Origin of the sequence: Rhizobium freirei PRF 81 (assembly GCF_000359745.1) — a bacterium.
Lineage (GTDB): Bacteria > Pseudomonadota > Alphaproteobacteria > Rhizobiales > Rhizobiaceae > Rhizobium > Rhizobium freirei.
The window spans coordinates 1-24,193 of sequence record NZ_AQHN01000078.1; the positions used below are offsets into that span (position 1 = coordinate 1).

Here is a 24,193-nt window from a genome sequence, read left to right on the forward strand (position 1 = left end):
GGCCGAGCCATTTTGGATTTGTTCGTAACGTTTGTCCGTTGGCATTAGCTAACAGGTGTAAGATCCTTCTCGAGTTCGCTCACCTCTCTCCGGACCAGACGCCAGAACATCTTGTTGATCTTTTCCTCCGTCCAGTCTTTGATGCTATCGAGCTCGACCCCTTGGAGATCCGCGATCAACTGCATTTTCTTTTCCAGGGAATAGTCGTCGAACCGTGGGATATATTTCGATTTCGCCATGTTGAATCGAATCTCATGGTAGGCCTTCACGAAGGTCTTTGGCTTCCCCTGCCCGGCCATGCCAAGTTTCCTCCACAGCCGGGCGGCGAAGCGGTCGAGCCGTTTGAGCTGCTTCACGTCCTGGGTCATCGAGAAAAAGAACATCCAGCCGTAGCGTTTGTCGTTAAGAATGCACCCCGTGATCTTGAGATTGAGCTTCGCCAGCAGGCGCTTGTGGTTTGCACGATACTTCGCGCTTGTCATAAGCGACATTATCGTCGTCATCATCCGTCGGTAGGAGCTTTTCCGCACAGACACAAGCTTCGGCGTGATGTGGTACCCGAGATAGTCGACGCCGGTCGAAAGCGGAACGATCTTCGACTTGCTGCCCTCTTCGAGCGGATGACATGTCAGTTGCGCCTTTGACAGCCTGCCTTTCAGCCATCGGAAGTGCCGCTTGGCGTCGGATGCCTTGCAGACCACCAGTATGTCATCGACGTACCGATAATATTGGAAGCGGTCGTGGGCGTTCTCGTCGATCTGCATCATGTATATCGAGGAGAGAATGTTGGACACGCTGAGTCCTTGTGGAACTCCGACACCGTTCGCTTTCTTACCGTCGCCGGTAGGCGTCTTGACTGCGGAGTCCACCAGAGAGGTTAGGAACCTGTATCGGGTTCGCGTTCGGATCCGCTTTAGCAAGAGCTGATGGTCGAGGCTCGGATAGAAGTCCTGGACATCCAGTTGAAGAAAGACGTGATCGTCTGCCAGCGGCCGCACGAACTCCAACAGGTCCTTCACGATGAAGTGGGCGGGAGGGAGCTTCGCGTCATCAAAGACGTGCATCAGCACGTTCGTGAGGGCTCTCAGGGTGACCCGGTCTCTAACGCCCGCTATCGCGATCTCGCGCGGCGCCTTCCCCGCTCCCTTCGATATCAAGCGCTGTTTGAAGGACGTGAACCGATAGGAGTCGGCATACACCCGTTTCCTGATGAGCGCCAACTCGGCATCGATGTTCTTCTGAAAGGCTCCGGGGTCGATACCGTCCTTTCCGATCGTTCCGGATGCGGCAATTCGCTCATCGAAGATCGATTGCAGGTTCCCGATTGCAAACTGCTCGTCGAACTTTTCTTTGGCCTGCATCAACCTCACCCGTGAAGAAATGGCCACATGAGGAACGCCGCCGGAACCAGAAATAATGCGGCGATGATCGACCGGTAAAGGATTCGCCGCCCGAAGAACGAAAAGAACTGGAACCACGTCCATGTTAGGGGCTTGCCGTGATTGGTAAGCTCCTTCCCTTCGAGGAGCATGTGATTGACGAGAAGGTCCGTGTAATCGTGGTTCGAATGATTTGGGAAGTCGAGTAGGATGTCCCGATATCGAAGCTTCTTGTCCTGATCCGGGAGATCTTCGTCGTAGAGCTTCTGCAGCTTGAGATAGCACTCGCGAAACGAAGCGGCCCGAGCCTCCATCCGGAAACCGCCCGCGACTAGAGACGCCACAAGCACGACCACCGACGACGCCAGGTTCAGCTTGCCGAGTTCCGGGTACGGAACGCTGTAGAAGGACTCGAAGATGGAAAGGATGACTGAGAATACAGAGTAATAAGTCACCGCGAGGTATGAAATGTTTTGGTTCCGCAGAGCTTTGCGCTCTGCGATCATTCGAACTCGGGACGTTATCCAGATCGTGTCGTTGATCGTACTCGGACTAGGACGCGTCATATCTTTCTCGCAAGAACTGAAGTGGTGCGGACGCAAAAACTCAAAGCAACTAAACACTCAATCGAATGTAGCCATAGGCCGACGCGCAGAACGCGCCCCTTTGTGACCAGAACCCAGCAAGCTGAGCCAGCGGCTTTACCCGCTCCGCCCGCACCGCAAACCATCTAACTGTAGTTGTAGTTTTTTTCAACTAGCTGACGACTTGTGCTTGCAGCGCCTCGCCGTGTTCGGCAAAGGCGGGAGGCGTCCTTGGTGTTCCAGTTCCTCCGTCACAAGAGAGGCATCATTCGGCTCAGTCTCTCGGAATAAATCTCGCTCGATCAAGCCATTCATCGAAGGTGACAATGTCCAGGTTCCGGGTGTAACGTCGAAACAGTTCGAATGTGTCGCGTCTGACCTCAGCGTCACGGGAGGTTCCATCGCCTTCGATATCGCGGCCCCGCCCAATCACCAGGATCGCCTTGGGATCCCGCGTCCTCGCGGTCATGCGGCGATTGCCGGTCTTGTCGAAGTTTTGGCCGGTCTGGCCTTGAATGAACCATCCTGCCTTCTGTTCGAGAACCTGGGACACGGCATCCATGAATTCGCCGCTGAATCTCCAAGTCCCTGACCTTCCGGCGCGGCGTTGCTGGAATATCGGCGTGTGATTTCAACAAGAACTGAGTACTCGGTGAAATTCATCAGATAGTCGACCGTCGGCCTGTCACGGTTGGGGTCGAGCAGAAGGTTCGGCTGTGCGGGATCGCGACGACGCAGTGGCTTCGACCGGGCCGGACCGTCAGTGTCTTGGAGGAGCGGTTTCGAACGCGGAGGCTTGGACATGGTGCTATTCCAGCCGGAAAAGCGTTAAGAAGCTGATATGAGCCGCTTTGAAGAAACCGAAATAGCCCTGACGGATAAGCTTCGGTCCCTGAAGCTGAAGCCCGACATGATGATCAACCTGTTCGACATCGGGGTTCCACTCACCGCGGCAGGATTTACGCAAGATGAGATCATGGCTGTGCTCGTCGCATTGGAGCAGGACAAGATCATCGAGTTTGCGCCGGGAAACAGGCTTCGGCTCTTGAAGCGACTGCCCTGACGCCCTTAATGCCGGGACTCGGTCATCATGTCTCGGTCGAAATCGTCCATCACGTCCGGGCAAGCAGGGCGACGTAATGGAGCCGCTTCGAGATCTTCTGCAGAACTTCCTTCCGCAGATCGACAGGGAGTTTAGAGAACGGTTTCTGAGCATAAATTTCGACATCTCGGGCCATGACGCAATACCTCCGAAAAGCGATTCGCGGCTCAAGACGAATCACCGTCGAAGGTTCCGACTCATCGGACAAAGAAAAAGGCCGTCCCCAGCAGATGGCCCTGATCTTGGTCTTCTCCGAAGAGATCGGTCGGTAGTGTGCAGCACGCGCAATCAGGCCCCTGACCGTTCGCTTCCCATGCCTCAGTCATGGCTTCTAGCTCGGGATCCACTTCCATGCCGGAGATCGCGAGATTGGCCTTCATCTGCTCGTAGCGCCACTTCTGGGCTTCAGGGCTATGCACACTTCCATGCTCGTCACTGAAAAGTTGCCATCGAATGTGCCCCACGTACTTCAGCGTACGAGGGCAGATTGGGTGGCAGTGCCGCTTTGATGTTCGCGGGCGTCGTGATGCGAGCGTATCATGCAGTGGAGACGAGCCGAGGCGACCTCCGAATTTGGCGATCTGCTCGATGTCATCCGCGAAAGCTGTGGTCTGGTCGACTTCCGCGAAGTCGCGGATGAAGCACGTCGCTTCCTCTCCATGCCGCTGCCACCTCCCCAGCTCCCAGGCGCGCAGCGCCAGCCAGCGGCGAAACGCGGCTCCCCGAAGGCCGCGCGTAGACTGTTCGCCATGTCTCAGCCGATCGCCGGCACGCTGCCGAACGATACCTCGCCGGTCGCGGCATTCTGCTCTCCCCGCATGAGCGCGCGCTGCGCTTCCATCCCGGCTGCTACTACAGGGATCTCGTTACGGGCGAGACGCAGACTCTTCCTGCCCTAATTGCCGCTGTCAGCGGCCTGCAGCGCACCTGGCTTGATCCTTCGGGTCAGGGCAAGGCGCAACTCGCGGATCCACGCCGCTCGCTGGGGGATATTCTTGGCAACGGCATCTTGCTAGGCCACCAGCCCGGTGCGCCCGTCCCGGTCATGGCCGCCGGCGAGGCTTCGAGACGATGGCTTCGCTTAAGGTGGTGATGCCGGCGCTGCCGGTGGCCGCCGCCGCCTCGGCCAATCACCTCGCCGGCCCGGACTTCCGCTTGGCTGCCGTCGCCTCTACATCGCAGCCGATGCCGACTCTGCCGGCCGGCACTGCATCGAACGTCTCAGCCAGCGCGCAGGCGAGTCCGGGATCCTCGCCTTGGTGTTGCGGCCGCAGCTCGGCGACTTCAACGACGATCTGCTTCATCTCGGCCGGGCCCACCTCGCGGCATGGCTCGGCGATCAACTCGTCCCCGACGATGAGGCTCAGCGGCCTTTGACGGTGTCCGACAATTTATGGCTGTTTTGGCGAATTTTGGACATAGGCTTGTTTAGCCGGCCTCCTCGATGTTTTCGCTAAGTAACTGAAAGGAAATCTACAATCTATTTTTTAGCGCCAAAATACAAATTGGTATGAACTTTGCCCCGCCGTTGAGAGCCGACGAAGTTGCTTGCCAGGTAGGAGCGAAGCGATCGCTCGGCAAAATTAAAGGGACTGGAATAAATGGGTTTGTTGAACTCCCACGACTCACGATTGCAAGACCCATCTTGCCCTCCAAGGAATGGATAATCATGCATTTTATGGCGGAGCACATCCTCACCGCGCTTGGCTATCGTCACGGGCCGATTTTCTATGGACGAAGGCGTCGCAATCGCACTCCTTTCGACAGTCTTGCAAGTACGATTCCTGGAACGACAATAATCTTGTGCCGTTTGGGGTTAGCGGATTTGGCTCCATGAGCCAGCGCCAGTTCTATATTGAGGCCGATTTTGATCGGTATCTGACTAGAGTTGAAGCGGGCGATAAACCGATTTGGAAAGGTGTCGCACTGTTAGAGGACGATCTGATGGGCAGGACAGTAATGTTTGCGTTGCGAAGCAGCGGAGTGTTGTTATCCCGCTTCGCACGGGAGTTTGGGGTGCCCTTCGAAAAATACTTTCCCCGCGAGCTTGAAATCTTGAAGGAGACCGACCTTGTATTCATCTCTAACGACGGCGTACTTTCTCTGACTTCCGCCGGCATCATCAATTCAGGCGCTGTGTCTCTGCTGTTTTTCTCGGACCAGGTGCTTGATCGGGTAGCCTACAACGATAGCAGGATAGGGACAAGAAGACCGACCTCTTGGAAGAGCACGATTACTCGCCAGCGGGACGGTACGGCTCAAGTGCGAAAATGCAAGCTGTGTTTCGGCGAAGTCGGGGGACCTCGTCAATGACCTTCACCTCGTCCTTTTCCATCCCAGATCGACCCGCCCATCAGGCGCGGGGGATATTTTCTCACCTGGTCGACAGCATCGACCGCAGCCAGGCAAAACGCCCGCTTGGGATTGTCAGCGATTTCGTCGCCGAGCAACTCCCGCACCAAATTGCGCAGATCAAAGGGAATGAACGGCCAGATGAAGCGGTTAAGGCGCTCGGGCAGAGCATCAACGCAATGATACGGGGAACAGACTGTGAGGCGCAGCTAATAAATCTGCCCCAGTCCGACTTCGGAGTGGCTAAGACAGACATTCAGTATCTCGTCAATTGTGCTTATCAGATGTCCGCGTTTGCCGGCCTCAATCCCGTCGATGCGGAGTTGGCGGTAGGAGAACCGTTGATGCGTATTGCACAATTAAGTCGTCAGCGGCAGCCTAGCATTGATGTCCTCTCCTATGAAGACATGATCCTCACCAACCCAGTGGAGAGGGATCCTCGCGTATATTGCCTCGGTTCAGCTGGGGTCGAGGAGCGCGATTTTTGCCTCGGCCATCAACTTATTGAGGGTGACTTACAGTCGGCAATAGAAGCTCTGCTTGAGTTGCGAGACACGGTCGCGGCAGATGCACGCAAGTGTCTATCGCTGTGCATGAAGTCGCTGGAGTCAGCCATTTATGTTTTGGAACGTTTTTATGAACATATGTCGCACGATCTTTTCGAGCAATTTCGCATGTTCTACGGAAAGAACCCTTACAAGGATAGGCTTGGCCCAAGCGGTCGTTTCTCTGCCCGCATCGTGGCGGTCTCGGTTCTTCTGATCGGCGAAGAGCTGTTGCGCCAGAAGCCGCAATTCTACAAGGATGTATATCGGTTGTCGGAATATTATCCTCAAAAATGCATTGACGACGTATTTCGCTGGTTATCGCCAGACAAGGTGCGCGCGAGAACCCAGCCAAGCTGGCTTGAAGGGAAAGCGCCTTTCCCTAAGCTCGCAACGGTCTCGTCCATCGTGGAGCGCCAGAGCAGCGAAATCCGAGAGCTGCACGCGTCCTGTGTTTGTGCGCTGGATCGGTTTACCCGGATGCATCGTCGTGCGGCCCTGAAATATACGGTAGGGCCGGGTCTCCCAATTGTTGGAGTTGATATGTCGGAAAGGATTGAGGATGTGTTGTCGCAGCGGCTGTTAGGGAGCGCACCAAAGCTAGAGGCGGCATTTTCCTCGATCAAGCATATCTCCGACATCAGGCGAAAATGGTCAATGTCTCAAGACGAAGTGGTCTTTCGCCGATTCGAGGTAGGAGATGCTGACGATGTATGGCGGTTGCATCGAAGCGCATCCGACGGTGTTGGTGTACATGGGCCGGAAGGGGCATGGGAGGATGATTTGCGTAATGTCGGGGACGTATATCTAGCCTCAGGCGGAGATTTTGTAGTTGCTCATATTGGCGGCCAACTCGTCGCTATGGGTGGACTGAAACCTGCCGAAGATGATGTTGCAGAGCTGAAGCGGATGCGGGTCGATCCCGCCTTTCAACGACGAGGGCTTGGAAGGAGAATACTTAGTGAATTGGAGCTGCGCGCCGCTGCCCTAGGTATCAAGTGCATAATGCTCGAAACAACAACCATCCAGGTCGGGGCTCAAATGATGTATGAGACGTCTGGCTATAGTCGCCGCGGTGAGGGGATGCTGCATGGGTATGCCGTGATTTTCTACGAGAAGCGGCTCGCCAGCCAGGATGACTTGTTGATTTCTGCTGAGAAGCGACCCGGGAATTCAGACTGATGGGGTCGTCTAGTCTTACTGCGTCATAAACCGCGGATTTGCCGCGGCTGTCCATGGCCCTTGTACAGCACGGACATCGTTGCAGGCGGTTGGCCAGGGCCGCAGTCAGGCGTCGACGGATGGTCGGGATCGCGGTCGGGACGCGCCGCCCTGGTCGGATCGGAGGATCCGCGGGGGTTTTGGCGCAGATGATGTCGATGTTCAGCTCATAAAGCGCCCGGCCGAAGTGCGTCAGGCCGCTCGTCCGGTCCTTCTTCACGGATGTGTCGATCGAAAGACACCATGCTTGTCGCTATAGAAAGCGAGCGGCTTGCCCCATTGCTGCAGATAGGCCTTCGTCGCAGCAGATAGTCGAACGTGTTCTCCGATCCGGCAAAACGCAAATGCAGAAGCTTTCCGGCGGCATCGTCGATATAGACGAGTAGGGCGCATTTGGGGCCGCGGTTCTCGAACCAACAGTGATGCGACCCGTCGATCTGCACCAGTTCGCCAAAGCAGTCGCGCCGGCCACGCGGCTGGAAAACCCGTTTCTTGCGTTCCCGGCGCGAGATCCAGATGCCGGCCTCAGTCATCCATTGCCGCAGCGTCTCCTTGGCAACAGAGATCCGGTGCAACTCGATCAGCTTCTCACGCGCCAGTGTCGGGCCGAAATCCAGACAGCGCTCGCGGATCAGATCCAGCGCCGCATTGCGAAACTCCTCGCTGTGGCGCCGGTTGCCCGGCTGCGTTCGCTTCTTCGAAACGAGGCCGGCCGGACCTGAATGGTCATAAGCCTGCAGCAGCCTGTGAACCTGACTTCGGCCCAGCCCAAGCAGTTCGGCAGCCTAGACGACGCTCAGGGAAAATACAGGCGCCGTGATAAAGACGCCCTCTTTTTTCTCGCCGCACGGTCCAACGGAATCGATTTCTTCGATGAAGAGCAGACTCGGTGCGTTTGAGCGTGCACGTGCAAAGTCGAGATCGTCTACGCCACTCGGCAACGTCATAAACGAGCGTTAACGCCCAATCGCAGGGCGCGCCGTAGCCTCTTACGCTACTCAGGTCCGTACCACCTCGCCAGACTTCGCTCGGTTAACTTTGGTTGCAATTGCAGCAAACGCAAACGCCCCAATGTCTCATCGAAACCGCAACCCTTTCGAATGGTCTTCCAAAATAGGCCGGGCGCAATGGCCACGGCTTCCGCAACGGCTCCCTTGTTAGCTTGAGGTTCGGAGCCTCCTGGTCCGCGTAAATTCGGAGATCGCCGCCCATTTGTTCGGCACTTCCACGCCGTGATCAAAAAGGAGAGCACGCTTGGAAGTGTCGATGGCGTTCTCCGCCCGATTCACCGCCCTGCGGTCGCCAACGACCAATACGAACCCAGGTGGGAAGAAGATTGCTGTCGGCAGCGTCCACGAGCTAAATTGAACATCATGATTGTATAACGTCGGTCTGAGAAAAACCCTGGGTAGCTTCTCCCAGAGACTCGTATATGCTGCCTGACGAATCTTAGTCCGCAGGCAACGAGATCGCGATGGCAATGCACCAGCTCCCCTCATCACAAAGCGGCTCGAGCACTCGGCCGCGGCTCTGGTGGATGGTATTTCTATTTCCCGGCAAGGCCATCTTATGGTTTCAGTATCACTTTCCTAAATTCGGCAATGTCATTGCTACTGGCCGCCGCTATCGGAGCCGCACTTGCGGAATAATGTACTCGGCCGTGTTTTGGGTGCTAGTCGTCGCCTGGCTGCTTGCACTTTTGCACGGCGCACTTCGGTAACACCTCGATGCTGCCATCTCGAGCCCGAGAGTCGCGGTTCCGGTGCTTTTCCCAAAAGCCACACCCGGCGAAAAAATATCTTTGAGCGCTCTTTTGTAAATGCAGCGCCGGCGAGAGCTGCTATGCATTGTTCGCAAGCTTGAGGAGAACCACATGCCGAATCCGTTTGAGCAAATTCCCTTTGATGGCGCGGAGTTCGTGGACAATCCCGAACCGCGTTGTCCCTGCCTTTTATTGCTAGACGTTTCTGGTTCGATGCGGGGACGCCCGCTTAGGGAACTCAATGAAGGTCTCGTCCAGTTCAAAGACGAACTCTATGCGGACTCTCTCGCATCTAAGCGCGTTGAGATAGGCATAGTCTCCTTCGGCCCTGTGACCATCGTGAACGACTTTACAAGCATGCAAAACTGGATCGTCCCCGAGTTGGCCGCACAGGGAGATACGCCAATGGGCCATGCAATCGAGGAGGGCCTCCGGCTCCTGCGCGACCGGAAGAACTCCTATCGCCAAAACGGAATCTCATACTATCGCCCGTGGGTTTTCCTGATTACGGACGGAGCCCCAACAGACGCCTGGCAGAGTGCGGCGGCGCAGGTCAAGGCTGGAGAAGTTGAAAAGGCCTTCAGCTTTTTTGCTGTCGGCGTCGACGGTGCTAATTTCGAAACGCTTTCCCATATCTGCGTGCGCCAGCCTTTGGCGCTGAAGGAACTCAGGTTTCGAGATCTGTTCCAGTGGCTTTCCAGCTCTCTAAGCTCGGTCTCGCAATCCAATCCCGGTGACGCCGTTCCTCTCTCTAATCCTGCAACGCCAGACGGATGGGCCTCAATCGCATGACCGACGGCTGGCGATGGGCTGCGGCCCGTGCTCGTGGCACCTCCCATGTGAAGACGGGTTTGCCATGTCAGGATTTTGCATTGAGTGAGACTTTAGCCAGCGTCGATGAAACCGTTATGGCAGTGATCGTTTCAGATGGTGCGGGAAGCGCAAAACTGGCGCAGATTGGTTCCAAATCAGTCTGCATTGGTCTGCTTCGGCTCATCCGCGGATATCTCGCAAATCACTCCCTCTCCCAGCTTCGTGAAGAAATGGTCTGGGACTGGATAGACGATATCCGCGAATACATCAGCGCGAAGGCTAGTCGCTCTGGAACACAGCGACGCGATTTCGCGGCCACAAGCGTTGCTGCTCTCATGTCTGAAAACGGTACTGTGATCTTTCACATCGGCGATGGCGCGGCTGTCGTACGCTACGAAGGAGACGAAGCCTGGGATGTGCCGTCGTGGCCGTATCAAGGCGAATATGCATCGACAACCACCTTCATCACCGATGATCCCCAACCGCATCTCACTTTCGTTCGAAATGACCGTCGTGTCGATCGATTTGCAGTCTTCTCCGACGGCATCGAACGTCTAGTCCTCAATAGCGCAAATCGTTCGGCTCATGAGCCATTTTTCAATCGGATGGTGACGCCGCTGGCTCTTTCGGAGGAAGCCGGCAGGAACCTTCCTCTGTCGATGGCGCTGCGAGAATATCTTGAAAGCCCATCCGTTTGCGAAAGAACCGATGACGACAAGACGCTCGTACTCGGTGTGCGCAAATGAGCACTATCGTATTCGGATCGGATGGGAGGAAGCTGACGCTTGGCGGGATGCTAGGAAAAGGCGGCGAAGGCGCGGTCTATCACGTCCACGAGGCGGGCGATTTGGCGGTGAAGATTTATAATCCCGGCAGGGCCTTCGAGAGGAAAGCAAAAATCCTTGCCATGACGTCGGCCGCACTCCACAAGACAACCGACATCGTCGCCTTCCCGATCGACACTGTCAGTGACAAGAGCGGAATGTTCATGGGGTTTTCCATGAAGAAGGTCGCAGGTTTTAAGAATATCCATGAACTCTATGGGCCTGGCAGCAGGCGGACGGAATTTCCTTCTGCCGACGCCCGGTTCCTGGTGCGCAGCGCGTTCAATCTTGCGAACGCGTTTGCTGCAATCCACAGCACGGGCTGCGTGGTCGGCGACGTAAACCACTCCGGCATCCTCGTTTCAAACCAGGCTATGGTAACTCTGATCGACAGCGACTCCTTTCAGTTCAATAAGGGGCCAGAAGTCTATCGCTGCACCGTAGGCGTGCCGGATTACACGCCGCCTGAGCTGAGAGGCGCGGACTTCGAAAAAGTGGTTCGGATGGCGAACCACGACAACTTTGGTCTAGCCGTCCTCATCTTTCAGCTGCTTTTTCTTGGGAGACATCCGTTTGCTGGGAAGCATCTCGGTCTTGGCGACATAGACATCCCGACCGCTGTAGGCGACCACCGTTTCGCCTATAGCGCACGCAGGGCTGAGACGCGCATGGAACCTCCGCCGCTAACACCAGCGCTGGGTGACTTTGGCAAGGAGGTTTCCGACGCATTCGAATCCGCTTTCGGAAAGAGTGGTGATCTTCCGGGCGGTCGACCGAATGCGACCTCGTGGGTCCAAATCCTCGGCAAGCTCGAGAAGGGTTTGCTGGAGTGCTCTGCTGACAAATCGCATGCGTATTTTCGGAGCTCGTCGTGTCCCTGGTGCCGCCTCGAGAAATCGATGGGCAGGAGCCTCTTCGCCGCGAAGATTTCAAGCACTGTTTCCACACTGAACATCGGTGACCTCATTGCTCTGATCAACCGTCCCGCTCCACCAAACCAACCCCCAGCACCTGAAAGCATCATTGCGGTTCCGTCTCTCACCCGCAGCCCTGTGGCGGTATCCTTCTCACGTGGAAAGCAGCTGGCGTTTTTCGCCTCGGTTGCGGGACTGCTGATAGGTATTTTCCTTGCAAACCAGTTGAATGGCTTCTGGGGTGCAGCTCTGGTTATCGCATCAATCACAATGATGATCCGATCCCGCCGTCCTGCGGAAGAATTTAGGGTCGAACTGCAGGCGGCTACCGCAGCATGGGAGGAGAAGAAGAAAATTTGGGAAGAGCACGCCGGGCCTGCCGTGTTCCTGAAACGAAAAAGCCACTATCTGTCCCTGGCCTCGGCTCATGGCAAACTTCCGGAACAGGAACGCGAACGTCTCGCCGAGCTCGAGCGAAAGAAAAGAGACCTTCAATTCAGGAGCCACATGCAGGGGCACTTGATCTCCCGCGCAAAAATCGCTGGCATTGGACAGAGCAGGACGGTAACGCTCTCGTCGTTTGGTTTTGACAGCGCGTGGGATGTGAAGACTCGCTCGGTTTTAGCCGTTCCCGGCATTGGTCCCAAAAAAGCCGACGCCCTTGCGAGTTGGTCGTCGTCTGTTGAAAAGAAATTTGTATTCAATAGTCACATTGCCACCGATCCGCAGGCTATCAATGAGGTCAAAACGGACATAGCGCGTCAGAGGGCTGACCTGGAAGGAGAGCTGAGGCGTGCTCCGGATGAGCTCAAGGAACTTCTGGATACTGCCTCCGAACTGCGAAGGAACCCGCCCCCGCAATTGGTTGAAGCGTATGTGCGGCTTAAGCAAGTCCAAATGGATATAGGGTAACGGTGACGCGCGTGGCCGGAGCATACCGAGACTTCTGGGTAATGCTGGCGATGATCGGGGGCGCTGTCTTCGCAGCGAATACGACGTCAAAGCCGGGAACGGCGTCTCACGCCCCTGTTTCGTCACTTATTCCCTCGCGCAATCAGATCGTGACAGCGCCGGTTACTACCCCAACACGCGCTCAGGAAAAAGCGCTTCCTGCGTCTCAAACTTCGGTGGTAACCGCGACTCCTGCAAGTGCAGAGCCGTCGCCCACATCTTCCAGTACAGCGAATGCGACATCCGTTTCGGAAGCGGCTCCGTCTTTCTCCGCACCTACGCCTCAAAGCACCGAGGCGAGCCCTGGGCTTCCGATCACGCAGCCAACGAGCGGCGCCCCTGAACCTGATCCGTACGTCTTCGATGGATTGATCGCGTCCATCGAGAAATCGGAGGCGACCACCATCGCGCCTGCGGTCGATCCTTTCGATAAGGCCACCCCGCCCCCTGCCGCGAGGTTCGCTTACATTCGGCTACCTCTTGAACTCAGAGACGGCCCTGGTCCTAAGTACATCGTTGTCGGCAGTCTTGGGCAGAACGCCCTTGTATCTCTTATGGAGCAAGAAGCGGGTTGGACCCACGTTAGCGCCGGCGACGCCATTGGCTGGGTGCCTCCTGGGATGATTTCCTCCAGTCCCGTGCTTTCTGTTGCTCGCAAACCGACTCCTGCAGCACGGTCAGTCGAAACTCCACGCCGCGAGGGCGGCCGCTAGTTGATCACGGGCTGGCGCACTGCCTCCAGCCCAATCCCCGCTGATCACACCATCCAGAGCTATTCAAATCGGCCTCCAGGATCGAGCGCGATTTGCATACTTCCGCGTCGACAGCGTTCCCAATCGAGCAGGCGGTAGCGTCGAGAATCCAACGGCGGATGATACGATCGGGGCCGGCGACTGCTTTGTCGGTCTCAATGACCCTGCCCGTCTCACTGACTATCCTTCGACTAACCGGGTCCCAAGTCAGCGCCAGGTTGACTGCGCCTGAAGCACCCTTTTTTCTGGTTGCACTGAAGGCGTACCAGTCGACAACGCCGAAGACTGAACACTTGTCTGCACAAAGCGCATGAACTGAACCCGGCCGCGCTGTGTAGATTCTTGTCGGCCATCGGTCCACGAAAGCGCTCTTCTCCTTAAGCACATCTTCTCGCGAAAGGTCTTTTCCGTAATACTGGATGCGGTCGGCATAGACGTTGCGAAGAAAGGCTACCGCCTCGCTGCTCGAGCCCGACCATACCCGCTGGAACTCATTGAACACTTCCACTGCCCCTGCTTGATCGGTGGGCTGAATATCCTGCACTTCATCTGCCGAAGCGCTTTCTTCATTGAGCTGGGCCGTTACCAGCTGATAGCCCGCCATATCGACAAGATTCAATTCTTTCGATTGCCCCAGCGGCATTGACAACGCTGCGTCCAGAAGCGAAGCGCTGACACCCATCGTGCCGAGGTAGTCTTTGAGGGCTGCTGACACTGAGGGATTGAGACGACCGTCAGATTCCGCAGATGTCGCAAACGTCTCTACAGATATGCCTATGCTCTCATCTTCGGCATAACGACTAAGGCCACCCATAAAAGCCAAAAGGCAGGTTTCGAGACAAGGGGAGCCTTTTGTCTGGAGCGTCGGAAGGCCGGTCTTGCGGATTGCCTTCCCGAAAGCCATCGCGATTGATCGATCGCCACCCGCCGAATTAAACGCGATGTATTTGGCCGGGCTTGCAGCAAGTTCTAAGGCGATGTGTTGAGGATCATCGCCAGTCTCGAAGCTGCCCTCAACAAGAAGGATCGTGGTCCCATTCGTCGTGGAGAGATGACGGTAAGAGACCGCAGCAGTCGCGGCGCCCATCGAAACCGAAACAGACAAAACAATTGTGATAATCGTATAAAGGAAACGCCGTTTCATTCGCATGGCGGTTTAGTTCGTCGCGATCCCCAGGGCCGACAGGACCTGCGGAGTTATGGTGCCGGTGACTTTGAGACCGTACGCGTCCTGCATTTTACTGAGCCCGCCCTTCGTGGCGGCATCGACTTGACCTGTTATCGGGCCGCCGAAATAACCAAATGCGATCAGAGCGGTCTGGACCTGTATGACGATACGGCGAAATTTGTCCGAGTTGCCTGGCAACGTCTTCAGTGGCACTGGCTGCGCGCTCGTCGAAGAGGATTGCGTCGAATAGGTGCCAGTTGACGTCGTCGCCGGTAAGTTTGGAGTGGTTGGGAGACTTCTGATGACCGGCCCCGGGTTGGGCTGATAGCGCGGTGTCGGATCGGGGGATGGATAAGCAGTGTCATAATCGCCCCGTGGGACGTAGCCACCTCCAGCTGAGGATGCGTGGCTTGCGTGACTGGCATGGCTTGCGTGGCTCGAATGCGAGCTATGGCCGGCAAGGGTGTAGACCTGCTTGACCCGCAACCGTTCGAACAAGGTGGCGGCCGGCTTCTTTTCGGTAAGGCCGATGATCGGCGCAGCATCACCTTTCGATGGCATGAAACCGGCCGCGATCAACGACGGCACCAGGTAGATCTTGCGCTTCTTCATTGTGGTGAGAGTCCCCCAAACCCCTGATCAGCTTTATACCATTCAAAAAATCCACCACAAGTAGAGCGCAGCGAACATCCGCTGCACTGTTCCAAAAATTTGTTCTTCCAATCTGAAATCGTGCCTGGTGCCAGATGTCGGTACCCTGGAGGGACACTGCAAAGAGGGAAATTATAGAGCAGCGTTTGAATACCGCGCCCAATCGCGAGGTTGATGGCTGTGCGGAGTCGGCCGAAATCCAGCGACGTATCCTTGAACGAATGGGCCCAGTTCATTCTGCCGTAGCCAATATTTTCCAGTTGCATGATCGCCCATACGTCAATGAACGGAAGCCGGGTCGAGACATAGTTCGCAAGCTGTGGCAACACATCCCAGTTCTGCTGGAGGACAACCGTACGAAGCTCGACCGCTGCCCCCGCCCTCATCAGCGCCGTCAAGTTCAACGACAGCGTTTCAAAGGCTCCGGATTTTCCAACAATGCTGTCGTGAAGTCCCGCATAAGGCGCATAGAGCGGAATGCCCCATAGCACGCGATCACGTCCGATCTCATCCATCACGGTGCTGTCGCCCGGTTCGAAAAACTGGCCGTTGGTCAGAACATGAAATGAGATATCCGGCCGGGCTTTCACGGCTGCTAGAAGAAACTGAAACAGCCTTCCTTTGTGCAGCAGCGGTTCGCCGCCAGATATGGTGATCCGAGCGTTTTCCGGCGCTAAGGTGGCGGCGACTGTGAACTGGTCGAAGAGGTCGGCGTGATATTTCTTTGGAGGCTGCGAGCACATGACGCAGAGCTGGTCGCATTGCTCGGTGACCAAGAAGGTGTTGTGTCTCGACCGGGATCGCACCAATCGATGCGCTGACTTTCGCCCAGGAACTAGAAGCAGGACGTCACCGTCAAGATCGGTTTCGGGACCGCAGTGGACGCGAAGCGAGTAACCCGCGAGATCGAAGGTTTGACTTTCCTGATCTCTGTCGATCAGGAGTGCATCATATTCACTGTCCACCGCGTGCGAGCGCAAGCGAACGATACTTGGATTGTCGATCGGGACGTCATCGATCTTGAGCCGCAAATCGATCATGTGTGTACCGGCGCCAGTGACGGATCGAATTCCGGAATTCCGGCCCAGAACGCAAGGCTCTTTTGGACTTTCTCGTCAGCCGAATAGAGCAGCTCGAAGATCTTGTCGAAGATTGCGGTATGACGGCGACAGAAGGCTGTGTCGGCCTTCGGTAGATCGATGCGCCCATAACGGGATAGATCGTCAACAACGTCCGCACCACACGCGGCTTGGTATGGACAATGGATGCAGTCGGGATGGAATGAATTGGAAGACTCTTGGTTCAGCACGTCTAGCTTGGACTGGTCGATGCCGTCACAAAGATTGCCAATGCTAAGATCGACCTGTCCAACCCGCGTGACCATCCTGGCTTCATCCGTCGGATAGAAGGTGCCATCGTAGTCAATAACGATGTAGTCTCGGCCGAGAATATTCGGATTACGAAGGTCGACGTGCTGATTGTGGCCGCCACGCAGAACCCGCCGCAGGCAGTGTGTGAAATAGAACTCCTCAACCGGCTGCCCGGCGGTCCAATTGTCCTCGATCAGAGCGTCGATAAAATCGGCATGGTAGGCATTCCATTTGTCTTCGAGACCGGTGGTCTGAAACCGTTTTCTGGCAAAACCCTGATGATTAACTGGTCGAAGGAAAATTGACCGAAATCCGAACCGGCCAAATGTATCAATGATCTCGGAAACGCTCGGCAACTGGTTGATGTCTAGCGTCGGGAGAGCCGAGACCTTTCCCTGCCCCAAGCGCTCGATGGCATAGCTGAGGTTCGATACGAATTGCTGCGTGTCTTTGGCGTTTACGGTTCGTTGCCGCTCATGCGTCGAAAATTCGCCATCAAGTGACGTACTCACGAAGACGTCCGAAGCATCCAGGAAATCCCAAGCTTCTTCCGATACTGATTGCAGATTGGTGCATACCGTAAAGAAAACTTCTTGGAACTTGCGGCGAGCGAAATCACGAACCTTCTCCAATAGGTCTAATCGGAGCAGTGGCTCGCCACCCTGGAATTCGATTTTGACGCTCGCGGACGTCATGGCATCGAGAAATCGGAGAACGCGCTCAAGCGTCTCATCCGTCCAATCAAAGCCCGGAGTGCTCTCGTTCACCCGAGACACCTGGCAATAGGCACATGCCAAATTGCAACGGAGGGTCGGAACGAGAATGACGTAATTCAGCTCTTGAGGACGGTGCAACCGTTGGGCCCACCGGTAGGCAAATCCCATATAGGCTGGATCGTCGATCTCATTGAACGCATGACCATTTGCTTCAAGAAAGCCCCTATCCAGTGCCGTCAGCTTTCCGGTCGCATAGCGATTGAGAAAGTGAGCGTCGGCTTTGAAGTAACCGCCCGCATCATCCGCAAAAAGATAGCCGGCGCCGAACGGTTTGAACTTAAGGGGAAATACGGTCATCGCCCGAGGACACCGTCGACCAGGGCACGCCTGAGCGGAAGCGTCTCGGCATAAATTTTCTCGCGATACAGACAGTGGTGGAACTCTCGAACGAGCAGATCACTCGGCGCTGCGCCGTTATCCAACAGGCTGATGGTTTGCGATATTTCGATTTCTGTATCTGGATGCGACGCACTAAACCGAACGATAGCCACTGCGAGATATGGACGGAATGTCGGATCGAGCTCGATCGCACTGCGGCGAGTTTTCTCTGGGGACGAGGTGTGAGAGTTTTGCGGTTTCACGTCAGTGCAGCCTCCCCATTCCGTACGATTGAGATTGTAGCCATGCTGGCATCCAAACACCAGACGGTTGCACTGAATTTTCTCTTTCGAGCCCCGCGCACGACGTCCCAAACCAAGTATCCATTCGACTGGGTTTTCAATTACCACATTTATTCCAGTGAGTGCTTTCGTGATTTGCCCTCTTGCCGTAGCAGGAAGCGCTCGTGATTCCTTGTCTGGCACCGAATCGCAGAGGAGCCAGGGAGGCGTGGTTTGATAGCGACCTTGCCGGTCACGGCGGGCAACACTTTGCCGATGTGAATCCTTTTCGTTCCAATATTCGAAATGCCGTTGACGTCTCACAAAGGAAGGGCCGCCTCGAAGGGGCTATTGGCGGCCCAAAGGTGACTGCTCGTGCAGCCACTTTGGCGAATGAAAGGAAAATTCGCCTAAGCCATAGTAGAATTTCAATTTTGATATTGCAACGGTCACTTTGAAATAGCTGTAGCACGAAGCTCTACCACTGATTGATTTACCATACCTATTTGCCGATGCGAACCGATGTCTTGCAAACAGCTGAAGTCGAGCTGGGGGATGATGGGAGACGCCGGCGCTTTTTGCAAACCACGCTGAGCTGCGGCGACAGCCTTCGGGCCAGCGGCCAAGGCCTCCCACAGCCGAATTGGAACCGCGCATAACCTCGGCGACGCGATGCACGGCAATTTCTTGATCTTGGGTCATCATGTTTATGGTTCCTGCCTTGGGCGTTTTCAAAGCTTCCAGTTCCTTTAGGTATCGATCCACTTGATTTCGGCCGGGCACTCAGCCAGCCCGTGGAGCAGCCAAATGCGACCGAAAGCGAGTGGCTCTGTGCAACCGTTCCCTTGATTTCTGAGGACATAGCGGTGAAGCGCAAGCCATCACAGATAGCTGTAAACATCGCCTCACGCGGCAAGGATGAGGAAAGCGTTTTCCATTTATTTTGCCACAAGGTGATCAGCGGAACTGCAAAACCAAATGTTGCAATCGCAAAGGCAGAGAGGGGCCTCGCTGAGGCAACGACGATCCCTCCCAGTGCGGGACCGACACTGCGAACAGTATTGAACCCGACAGAAATAAGCGTGACTGCACCCGGCAGGTGGGGCCGTTCGACGATATCCCCGACCGATGCCTGCCAGGCGGGATCGTGGAGAGCAATGCCGCAGCCAGCCTGAAAACTGAAACCGAGAATGATCCACGGATCAGTTTCGTCGAAAGCAACGGAAAGCGTGAGCATGGCGGACGCGGTCATCATAAGGCTTCGGCCAATGATCATCACCTTACGTCGGCTAAAGTTGTCAGCGATCGCCCCGACGAAAATGGCCAGAATGAATGCAGGTGACGTTGAAGACGCCTGGACCAATGCGACCATCACATCCGAGGTCGAAAGGGTCGCCATCAGCCAACTGATCGCAACCGCTTACATTAGCCGGCCGAGACTGGAGAACTGATTGGCGGGCCAGATGGCGCGAAACGTAGGATTTGTTCAGCGGCGCCGACAACGTTGATGAAGCAGGAAACCTGCATTAATAGACAGGTTGACGCCCTTTGGCGGGAAGCTTTTTGACTAAGAGAGCGTCACTTTAGGAGTGACATGCCACGATCCCGGATTGAACGGCGGAGCCGATCCGAATTCGTTCCACCTTGGCGCCGATACAACACGAGGGCGCACCTCCTGCGGCCCTCATCCTCAGTCGGAAAACCCAAATGGCGCGTCCGTGCGCCGGTAGTGATCAGGCAAGATCTGTCGGCCGATTGGCGGTTCCGACCGGGATGTGCAGCTATCGCGTTGGCAAAGACGACAGGTAATGCCGATGGGCGTTGGCACAACGGACGTGTTGTCCTTATGATAGACCAGACGTTCGACGTGGCTGGCTTCGCAAACCAGCGCCACGGCCCGATCGACGCGCGGAAGTCCAAAGGCACCTCCCCCGGAACTTACGGTTCGAGCGATCGAAAAAAATAGTTGGCCATCCGGCAACTCTAGCCACTGCGTTACCACCGTCCTCGGCGTTGTAAAAACCTGGTGCAACGTCCAAAGGGGGCAACCACCGCCATGTCGTGCGAAGGGAAAATTTGCGCTGTCGAGGCGCTTGGACACGTTGCCTGCAGAATCCACACGGATAAAGAAGAAGGGGATCCGCTCTTGTCCGGGCTTCTGCAGTGTGGTCAGCCGATGTGCCGTCTGTTCGAAACTGGTGCCAAATTGACGCGAGAGCGCTTCGACATCATAGCGGCGCGCTTCAACCGCTTTGGCAAATTGCGTGTAGGGCATGACAACGGCTGCTGCAAAGTAGCCTGCGAGCGCCCGGTACGCTAATCGTCGCCCACTCTCTGTCGCAAGATTGCCTTCTTGAACGAACTTTTGAATATCGCCCTCGGATTCAAGATAGGCGAGTTGCTGTGCAAGTTGAAAGTTTTGGCTTGCCAGATCCAAGCAGTCGTCAAGTAGAACCTCATGCCTGTGTCGGTCCAGTCGGCGGACCGATCCTGACATGATCTCCGTTGGTAATCGTCTCACTCGAAGATTGTGACGTTGCATAAGATAGAATGGAAGCCCGCCAGCCTCCTTCACCGCCGCCGCCAACTTTTCTGCCGCAACATCAAGGCCAGGAAAGCAATTACGTCGAGCTGCGAGGAACCGTCGCACGCCCGCAACAGGATCTGCTCCTTCATCGATCCCTCCGTCGAGGGCGGCCTGTCGTTGATCGGCAAGAACAATCTGTTCCTCCTTGTACGAGGTGTAGAGCCGCAGCATCGCTTCTGCAAACCCCGGAAAGCTGCTGAGCACGTCTGCGACTTCGAGCGGTGATATCTCTATGCCACTGAATATTGGATCCTTCATGGTCGATTGTAGTCGCGCAAGGATTTCGGGCGTGCCGTCGTCGGCAAAGAGCGACATGTCGAGCTTGTAGATCTTCGCAAGTCGCAGAAGAATCTCGGCCGTAACTGGTCGCTGATTCCCCTCCATGAGCGCGACATAAGAAGGGGAGACATCGAGGTCAGATGCCATGTCGGCTTGAGTGAGGCCAAGATTTTTCCGCAAGCGTCGAAGTCGCGGACCGAGATAAACGCAGAGTTTTTCCATACACCGATTACAGCATTACAAAATATCCTTGTAAAGTTTGACAACATCACAAAGGCACCGGCTGAAAAGAAAACGGCGACCCGCTATTGCAGTGCACACAACTGGCCGACCCTTGGAGGAGTAAATGTCGTATTCAGATAGTGTTGAAGGAGCCAAAACCTTGATTGTCGAAAACCACGCATGGTCCGGCCTCACTGCCGAAGCTGTCGCTCGCATGCGCCTTCAGAACAGATTCAGAACCGGTCTAGACATTGCGCGCTATACCGCTGCGATCATGCGTCGGGACATGGGCGCCTATGATCAAGACCCGAGCAAATATACGCAGTCGCTCGGATGCTGGCATGGGTTTATTGCCCAACAGAAAGTCATCTCGCTGAAAAAGCACTTCGGCACGACGGAACGCCGTTACATCTATCTCTCAGGTTGGATGGTTACGGCACTGCGGTCGCAGTTCGGTCCGCTCCCCGACCAGTCCATGCATGAAAAAACGAGCGTGCCGGCCCTTGTCGAGGAGATCTACACCTTCTTGCGCCAGGCAGATTCACGCGAACTCGGCATGTTGTTCAGGGAAATCGACAAAGCCCGGGTGGAGGGTGACCGAGCGCGGGAACAGCAGCTGGTTCAGGCGGTCGACAATCATCAGACCCACGTCATTCCCATCATTGCTGATATTGATGCAGGTTTCGGAAATGCCGAAGCAACCTACCTGCTGGCGAAAAAGTTGATTGAAGCCGGCGCCTGCGCGCTGCAGATCGAGAACCAGGTCTCCGATGAAAAGCAGTGCGGCCATCAGGACGGAAAGGTGACCATTCCGCACGAGGAATTCGTCGCCAAGATCCGCGCATGCCGCTACGCGTTTCTCGAGCTCGGCATCGACGACGGCATCATCGTGGCTCGCACCGATTCACTCGGCGCAGGCCTTACCAAGCAGATCGCCTTCAGCGTCAGCGAAGGCGACATCGCCGACCTGTACAACGGCTTCCTGGATTGCGACGATGTCACCGGCCAGCCACCCTCCAACGGCGACGTGTTGATCACGCGCGGCTCGAAGCTCTTGCGGCCGAAGCGGCTGCGTTCCAACCTTTATCAGTTTCGTGAAGGCACAGGCGCCGACCGCTGCGTGATTGACTGCATCAATGCGCTTAACAATGGCGCCGACTTGCTGTGGATCGAGACCGAAAAGCCTCATGTCGAACAGATCGCGAGCATGATGGACCGCATCCGGCAGGTGATCCCCAATGCCAAGCTGGTCTATAACAACTCGCCCTCTTTTAACTGGACGCTGAATTTCCGGCAGCAGGTTTTTGATGGTTGGCAGAGCGAAGGAAGGGACGTCTCTGGGTTCGACAGGGCCAAGCTGATGAGCGAACAATATGACGACAGCGATTTGGCGCGGGAAGCCGACGAAAAAATCAGGACCTTCCAGCATGACGCCTCCAAACGCGCCGGCATTTTCCATCACCTGATTACGCTGCCGACCTATCACACCACGGCGCTCTCGACGGACAATCTCGCCAAAGAATATTTCGGCGCGCAGGGCATGCTCGGTTACGTCGCCAACGTCCAGCGAAGGGAAATCCGCCAGGGCATTGCCTGCGCGAAGCACCAGAACATGGCTGGTTCTGACATTGGCGACGATCACAAAGAGTATTTTGCCGGCGAGGCGGCGCTTAAGGCCGGCGGAGCCAATAACACGATGAACCAGTTTGCGGCCTGATGCAGACCTACCTTGCAAGGGACCTGCAGCAGGCCTGCGTCCTTTACCTTACCGGAGGAAGTAATGTCGAACGACGAAGAGAAAAAGAAACCGATCTTGCTGGAGCGACCGCGGGCTGTCTTTTCGCAAGAGGACTTTGAGCTCATCCGGGTAGCTGTCGCCCACTATCTGCACGTGGTGAAAAACGAGCCAGTGGCAGTAAAATACTCAAACCTGCATCACCGGCTCGGCCGGATATCTTAAGATCGCAGCTCTTGTAATCGCGCGTCGCAATTGCGCTCGAAGAGTTTCGTTCCGAACCCTGAACCGCGCCGGGTTTGCCGGAGGCCGTTTGGTTTAAGTTATGCGGCCATGGCTGGCTCGTCCAGCATGGCATAGTAACGTTCTTCGGCTTCGGCAGGCGGAATGTTTCCTATGGGCTCCAGAAGACGCCGGTTGTTGAACCAATCCACCCATTCGAGTGTGGCGAACTCCACGGCTTCGAAATTGCGCCATGGTCCCCGCCGATGGATGACCTCGGCCTTGTAGAGGCCGTTGATCGTTTCGGCGAGAGCGTTGTCGTAACTGTCGCCGACGCTTCCAACGGAAGGCTCGATGCCTGCCTCCGCCAGCCGTTCGGAATACTTAATCGATACGTATTGAACACCCCTGTCGGAGTGGTGGATGAGCCCACCGCGATGGACTGGCCGCCGGTCATGGAGTGCCTGGTCCAGGGCATCGAGGACGAAACCCGCATGAGCGGTTCGGCTCGCCCGCCAGCCGACGATGCGGCGGGCGAACGCGTCGATCACGAAAGCGACGTAAACGAAGCCTTGCCAAGTGGCTACATACGTGAAATCGGAAAGCCACAACATGTTCGGCGCGGGAGCGCAGAACTGGCGGTTCACGCGGTCGAGCGGACATAGAGCGGCCTTGTCAGACACGGTCGTTTTGACGGGCTTTCCACGGATAATGCCCTGAAGACCCATCATTCTCATAAGCCGAGAAACAGTGCATCGAGCTATGTCGAAGCCTTCCCGCTGCAACTGCCGCCATACTTTCCGCACGCCGTAGACTTGGAAATTCTCATTGAACACTCGGCGTATCTCGACCTTCATGGCCGCGTCGCGACGAGCGCGGGCCGACAGGCGGTCCACGTCCGTGCGCTTGGCGATGGCGTCATAGTAAGTGGACGGGGCAATCGGCAGCAGCCTGCAGATCGGCTCGACCCCGAACTTTGAGCGGTGTTCGTCGATGAAGGAAATCATCGCTTCAGTGGGCGGTCGAGCTCCGCCTGGGCAAAATAAGCCGACGCCTTACGCAAAATCTCATTGGCCTGTCGAAGCTCGCGGTTCTCCCGCTCAAGGGCCTTCATCTTCTCGGCGACATCGCTTGGAAGGCCTGCTCGTTTGCCGCTGTCAACATCGGCTTTCTTCACCCACTCATGCAGCGTATGTGCCGAGCAGCCAATCTTGGCGGCTATGGATGAAACTGCCGCCCACCGGGATGGATGCTCGGCCTCATGGTCCAAAACCATGCGGATGGCTCGGTCACGAACTTCAGGTGAAAATTTGTTGGTCGTCTTGCTCATATCGGCTCCACTTTCTCACGAGTTGGAGCCTCCGGCAAACCCGGCGCGGTTCACC

General features: G+C 56.0%; 23 protein-coding genes, 2 pseudogenes and 1 other annotated feature. Of the genes and pseudogenes, 11 read left to right on the plus strand and 14 right to left on the minus strand.

The features are described 5' to 3' along the window. Positions 1-44: 44 nt before the first annotated feature. The 4 genes and pseudogenes from RHSP_RS21670 to RHSP_RS35665 form a co-directional block, all read right to left on the minus strand. Positions 45-1,361 (minus strand): reverse transcriptase domain-containing protein, encoded by a 1,317-nt coding sequence (locus tag RHSP_RS21670; RefSeq protein WP_004122915.1) that lies wholly within the window; start codon positions 1,359-1,361, stop codon positions 45-47. A 5-nt stretch (positions 1,362-1,366) separates the two neighbouring features. Then, positions 1,367-1,945 carry an SLATT domain-containing protein gene (locus tag RHSP_RS21675; protein ID WP_004122917.1) on the minus strand — a complete coding sequence of 193 codons (579 nt, stop codon included), beginning with the start codon at positions 1,943-1,945 and terminating at the stop codon, positions 1,367-1,369. 292 nt (positions 1,946-2,237) lie between these two features. Continuing rightward, entirely contained in the window at positions 2,238-2,525 is a 288-nt protein-coding gene (locus RHSP_RS21680; protein ID WP_004122918.1) for a Shedu anti-phage system protein SduA domain-containing protein, read from the minus strand. Between the two features lie 119 nt (positions 2,526-2,644). Further along, a pseudogene (locus RHSP_RS35665) lies at positions 2,645-2,767 on the minus strand (non-homologous end-joining DNA ligase); the annotation flags it as partial. 37 nt (positions 2,768-2,804) lie between these two features. Here RHSP_RS35665 and RHSP_RS21685 point away from each other — a divergent pair. Continuing rightward, positions 2,805-3,026: a hypothetical protein gene (locus tag RHSP_RS21685; protein WP_004122919.1), complete on the plus strand. Its 222-nt coding sequence runs from the start codon at positions 2,805-2,807 to the stop codon at positions 3,024-3,026. Between the two features lie 236 nt (positions 3,027-3,262). Here the strand turns inward: RHSP_RS21685 and RHSP_RS21690 are convergent, their stop codons facing one another. Beyond that, positions 3,263-3,445 (minus strand): hypothetical protein, encoded by a 183-nt coding sequence (locus RHSP_RS21690; RefSeq protein ID WP_240535486.1) that lies wholly within the window; start codon positions 3,443-3,445, stop codon positions 3,263-3,265. Between the two features lie 159 nt (positions 3,446-3,604). On the opposite strand from RHSP_RS21690, the gene RHSP_RS36065 reads away from it, so the two are divergent. The 5 genes from RHSP_RS36065 (at position 3,605) to RHSP_RS35335 (ending at position 7,144) form a co-directional block, all read left to right on the plus strand. After that, positions 3,605-3,964, plus strand: coding sequence for a hypothetical protein (locus RHSP_RS36065; protein ID WP_004122923.1), 360 nt, complete (start codon positions 3,605-3,607; stop codon positions 3,962-3,964). Continuing rightward, on the plus strand, positions 3,871-4,158 hold the full coding sequence (locus RHSP_RS36070) for a DUF7146 domain-containing protein (RefSeq protein WP_420820101.1): 288 nt from the start codon (positions 3,871-3,873) through the stop codon (positions 4,156-4,158). The genes RHSP_RS36065 and RHSP_RS36070 overlap by 94 nt, the downstream gene beginning before the upstream one ends. A 118-nt stretch (positions 4,159-4,276) precedes the next feature. Then, a complete protein-coding gene (locus RHSP_RS36075) occupies positions 4,277-4,522 on the plus strand; it encodes a hypothetical protein (protein WP_376774047.1) in 246 nt (81 codons plus the stop codon). A 376-nt stretch (positions 4,523-4,898) separates the two neighbouring features. After that, the gene (locus RHSP_RS21700) at positions 4,899-5,378 is read left to right on the plus strand and encodes a coproporphyrinogen III oxidase (RefSeq protein WP_240535487.1); all 480 of its coding nucleotides are present in this window, start codon (positions 4,899-4,901) and stop codon (positions 5,376-5,378) included. Then, on the plus strand, positions 5,375-7,144 hold the full coding sequence (locus RHSP_RS35335) for a GNAT family N-acetyltransferase (RefSeq protein WP_004122926.1): 1,770 nt from the start codon (positions 5,375-5,377) through the stop codon (positions 7,142-7,144). The genes RHSP_RS21700 and RHSP_RS35335 overlap by 4 nt, the downstream gene beginning before the upstream one ends. Before the next feature lie 172 nt (positions 7,145-7,316). On the opposite strand, the pseudogene RHSP_RS21710 reads toward RHSP_RS35335, so the two are convergent. After that, positions 7,317-7,968, minus strand: a pseudogene (locus RHSP_RS21710) (ISNCY family transposase); the annotation flags it as partial. A 1,088-nt stretch (positions 7,969-9,056) separates the two neighbouring features. Between RHSP_RS21710 and RHSP_RS21715 the strand changes: the two are divergent. From RHSP_RS21715 to RHSP_RS21725, 3 genes are read left to right on the plus strand one after another with little or no spacing between them, the layout of a single operon-like run. Beyond that, positions 9,057-9,737 carry a vWA domain-containing protein gene (locus RHSP_RS21715; protein WP_004122927.1) on the plus strand — a complete coding sequence of 227 codons (681 nt, stop codon included), beginning with the start codon at positions 9,057-9,059 and terminating at the stop codon, positions 9,735-9,737. Next, complete coding sequence (locus RHSP_RS21720) at positions 9,734-10,504, plus strand: PP2C family serine/threonine-protein phosphatase (RefSeq protein WP_037136628.1); 771 nt, start codon at positions 9,734-9,736, stop codon at positions 10,502-10,504. The genes RHSP_RS21715 and RHSP_RS21720 overlap by 4 nt, the downstream gene beginning before the upstream one ends. Continuing rightward, positions 10,501-12,408 (plus strand): protein kinase domain-containing protein, encoded by a 1,908-nt coding sequence (locus tag RHSP_RS21725; protein ID WP_004122931.1) that lies wholly within the window; start codon positions 10,501-10,503, stop codon positions 12,406-12,408. Before RHSP_RS21720 ends, RHSP_RS21725 begins: the two co-directional genes overlap by 4 nt. 756 nt (positions 12,409-13,164) lie before the next feature. Here the strand turns inward: RHSP_RS21725 and RHSP_RS21730 are convergent. The 7 genes from RHSP_RS21730 to RHSP_RS21755 all read right to left on the minus strand — a co-directional run bounded on the left by RHSP_RS21730 (position 13,165) and on the right by RHSP_RS21755 (position 20,851). Beyond that, positions 13,165-14,343 (minus strand): hypothetical protein, encoded by a 1,179-nt coding sequence (locus RHSP_RS21730; RefSeq protein ID WP_240535488.1) that lies wholly within the window; start codon positions 14,341-14,343, stop codon positions 13,165-13,167. Positions 14,344-14,355: 12 nt separating this feature from the next. Further along, on the minus strand, positions 14,356-14,979 hold the full coding sequence (hxsA, locus tag RHSP_RS21735) for a His-Xaa-Ser repeat protein HxsA (protein WP_004122938.1): 624 nt from the start codon (positions 14,977-14,979) through the stop codon (positions 14,356-14,358). Beyond that, positions 14,976-16,058 (minus strand): His-Xaa-Ser system radical SAM maturase HxsC, encoded by a 1,083-nt coding sequence (gene hxsC, locus RHSP_RS21740; protein WP_004122943.1) that lies wholly within the window; start codon positions 16,056-16,058, stop codon positions 14,976-14,978. Before hxsC ends, hxsA begins: the two co-directional genes overlap by 4 nt. Beyond that, positions 16,055-17,461, minus strand: coding sequence for a His-Xaa-Ser system radical SAM maturase HxsB (gene hxsB / locus RHSP_RS21745; protein WP_004122947.1), 1,407 nt, complete (start codon positions 17,459-17,461; stop codon positions 16,055-16,057). Before hxsB ends, hxsC begins: the two co-directional genes overlap by 4 nt. Then, entirely contained in the window at positions 17,458-17,892 is a 435-nt protein-coding gene (locus tag RHSP_RS33895) for a hypothetical protein (RefSeq protein WP_240535489.1), read from the minus strand. Before RHSP_RS33895 ends, hxsB begins: the two co-directional genes overlap by 4 nt. A 373-nt stretch (positions 17,893-18,265) precedes the next feature. Continuing rightward, positions 18,266-19,162, minus strand: a complete 897-nt coding sequence (locus tag RHSP_RS33900) for an MFS transporter (protein WP_004122951.1) — start codon at positions 19,160-19,162, stop codon at positions 18,266-18,268. A 291-nt stretch (positions 19,163-19,453) separates the two neighbouring features. Continuing rightward, entirely contained in the window at positions 19,454-20,851 is a 1,398-nt protein-coding gene (locus tag RHSP_RS21755; RefSeq protein WP_004122953.1) for a helix-turn-helix domain-containing protein, read from the minus strand. Between the two features lie 124 nt (positions 20,852-20,975). Here RHSP_RS21755 and RHSP_RS21760 point away from each other — a divergent pair, with 124 nt between their 5' ends. Both RHSP_RS21760 and RHSP_RS21765 read left to right on the plus strand, forming a co-directional pair. Then, positions 20,976-22,568: an isocitrate lyase gene (locus RHSP_RS21760; RefSeq protein WP_004122955.1), complete on the plus strand. Its 1,593-nt coding sequence runs from the start codon at positions 20,976-20,978 to the stop codon at positions 22,566-22,568. Positions 22,569-22,631: 63 nt separating this feature from the next. Continuing rightward, a complete protein-coding gene (locus RHSP_RS21765) occupies positions 22,632-22,811 on the plus strand; it encodes a hypothetical protein (RefSeq protein WP_015342020.1) in 180 nt (59 codons plus the stop codon). 98 nt (positions 22,812-22,909) lie between these two features. On the opposite strand, the gene RHSP_RS21770 is transcribed toward RHSP_RS21765, so the two are convergent. Next, a protein-coding gene (locus RHSP_RS21770) for an IS3-like element ISRtr2 family transposase (RefSeq protein ID WP_076611960.1) occupies positions 22,910-24,138 on the minus strand; the annotation gives its coding sequence in 2 pieces (ribosomal slippage) (positions 22,910-23,850 and positions 23,850-24,138; 1,230 coding nt in all). Continuing rightward, positions 23,741-23,857 (minus strand) — a sequence feature (AL1L pseudoknot). It overlaps the preceding gene by 117 nt. Positions 24,139-24,193 lie beyond the last annotated feature (55 nt).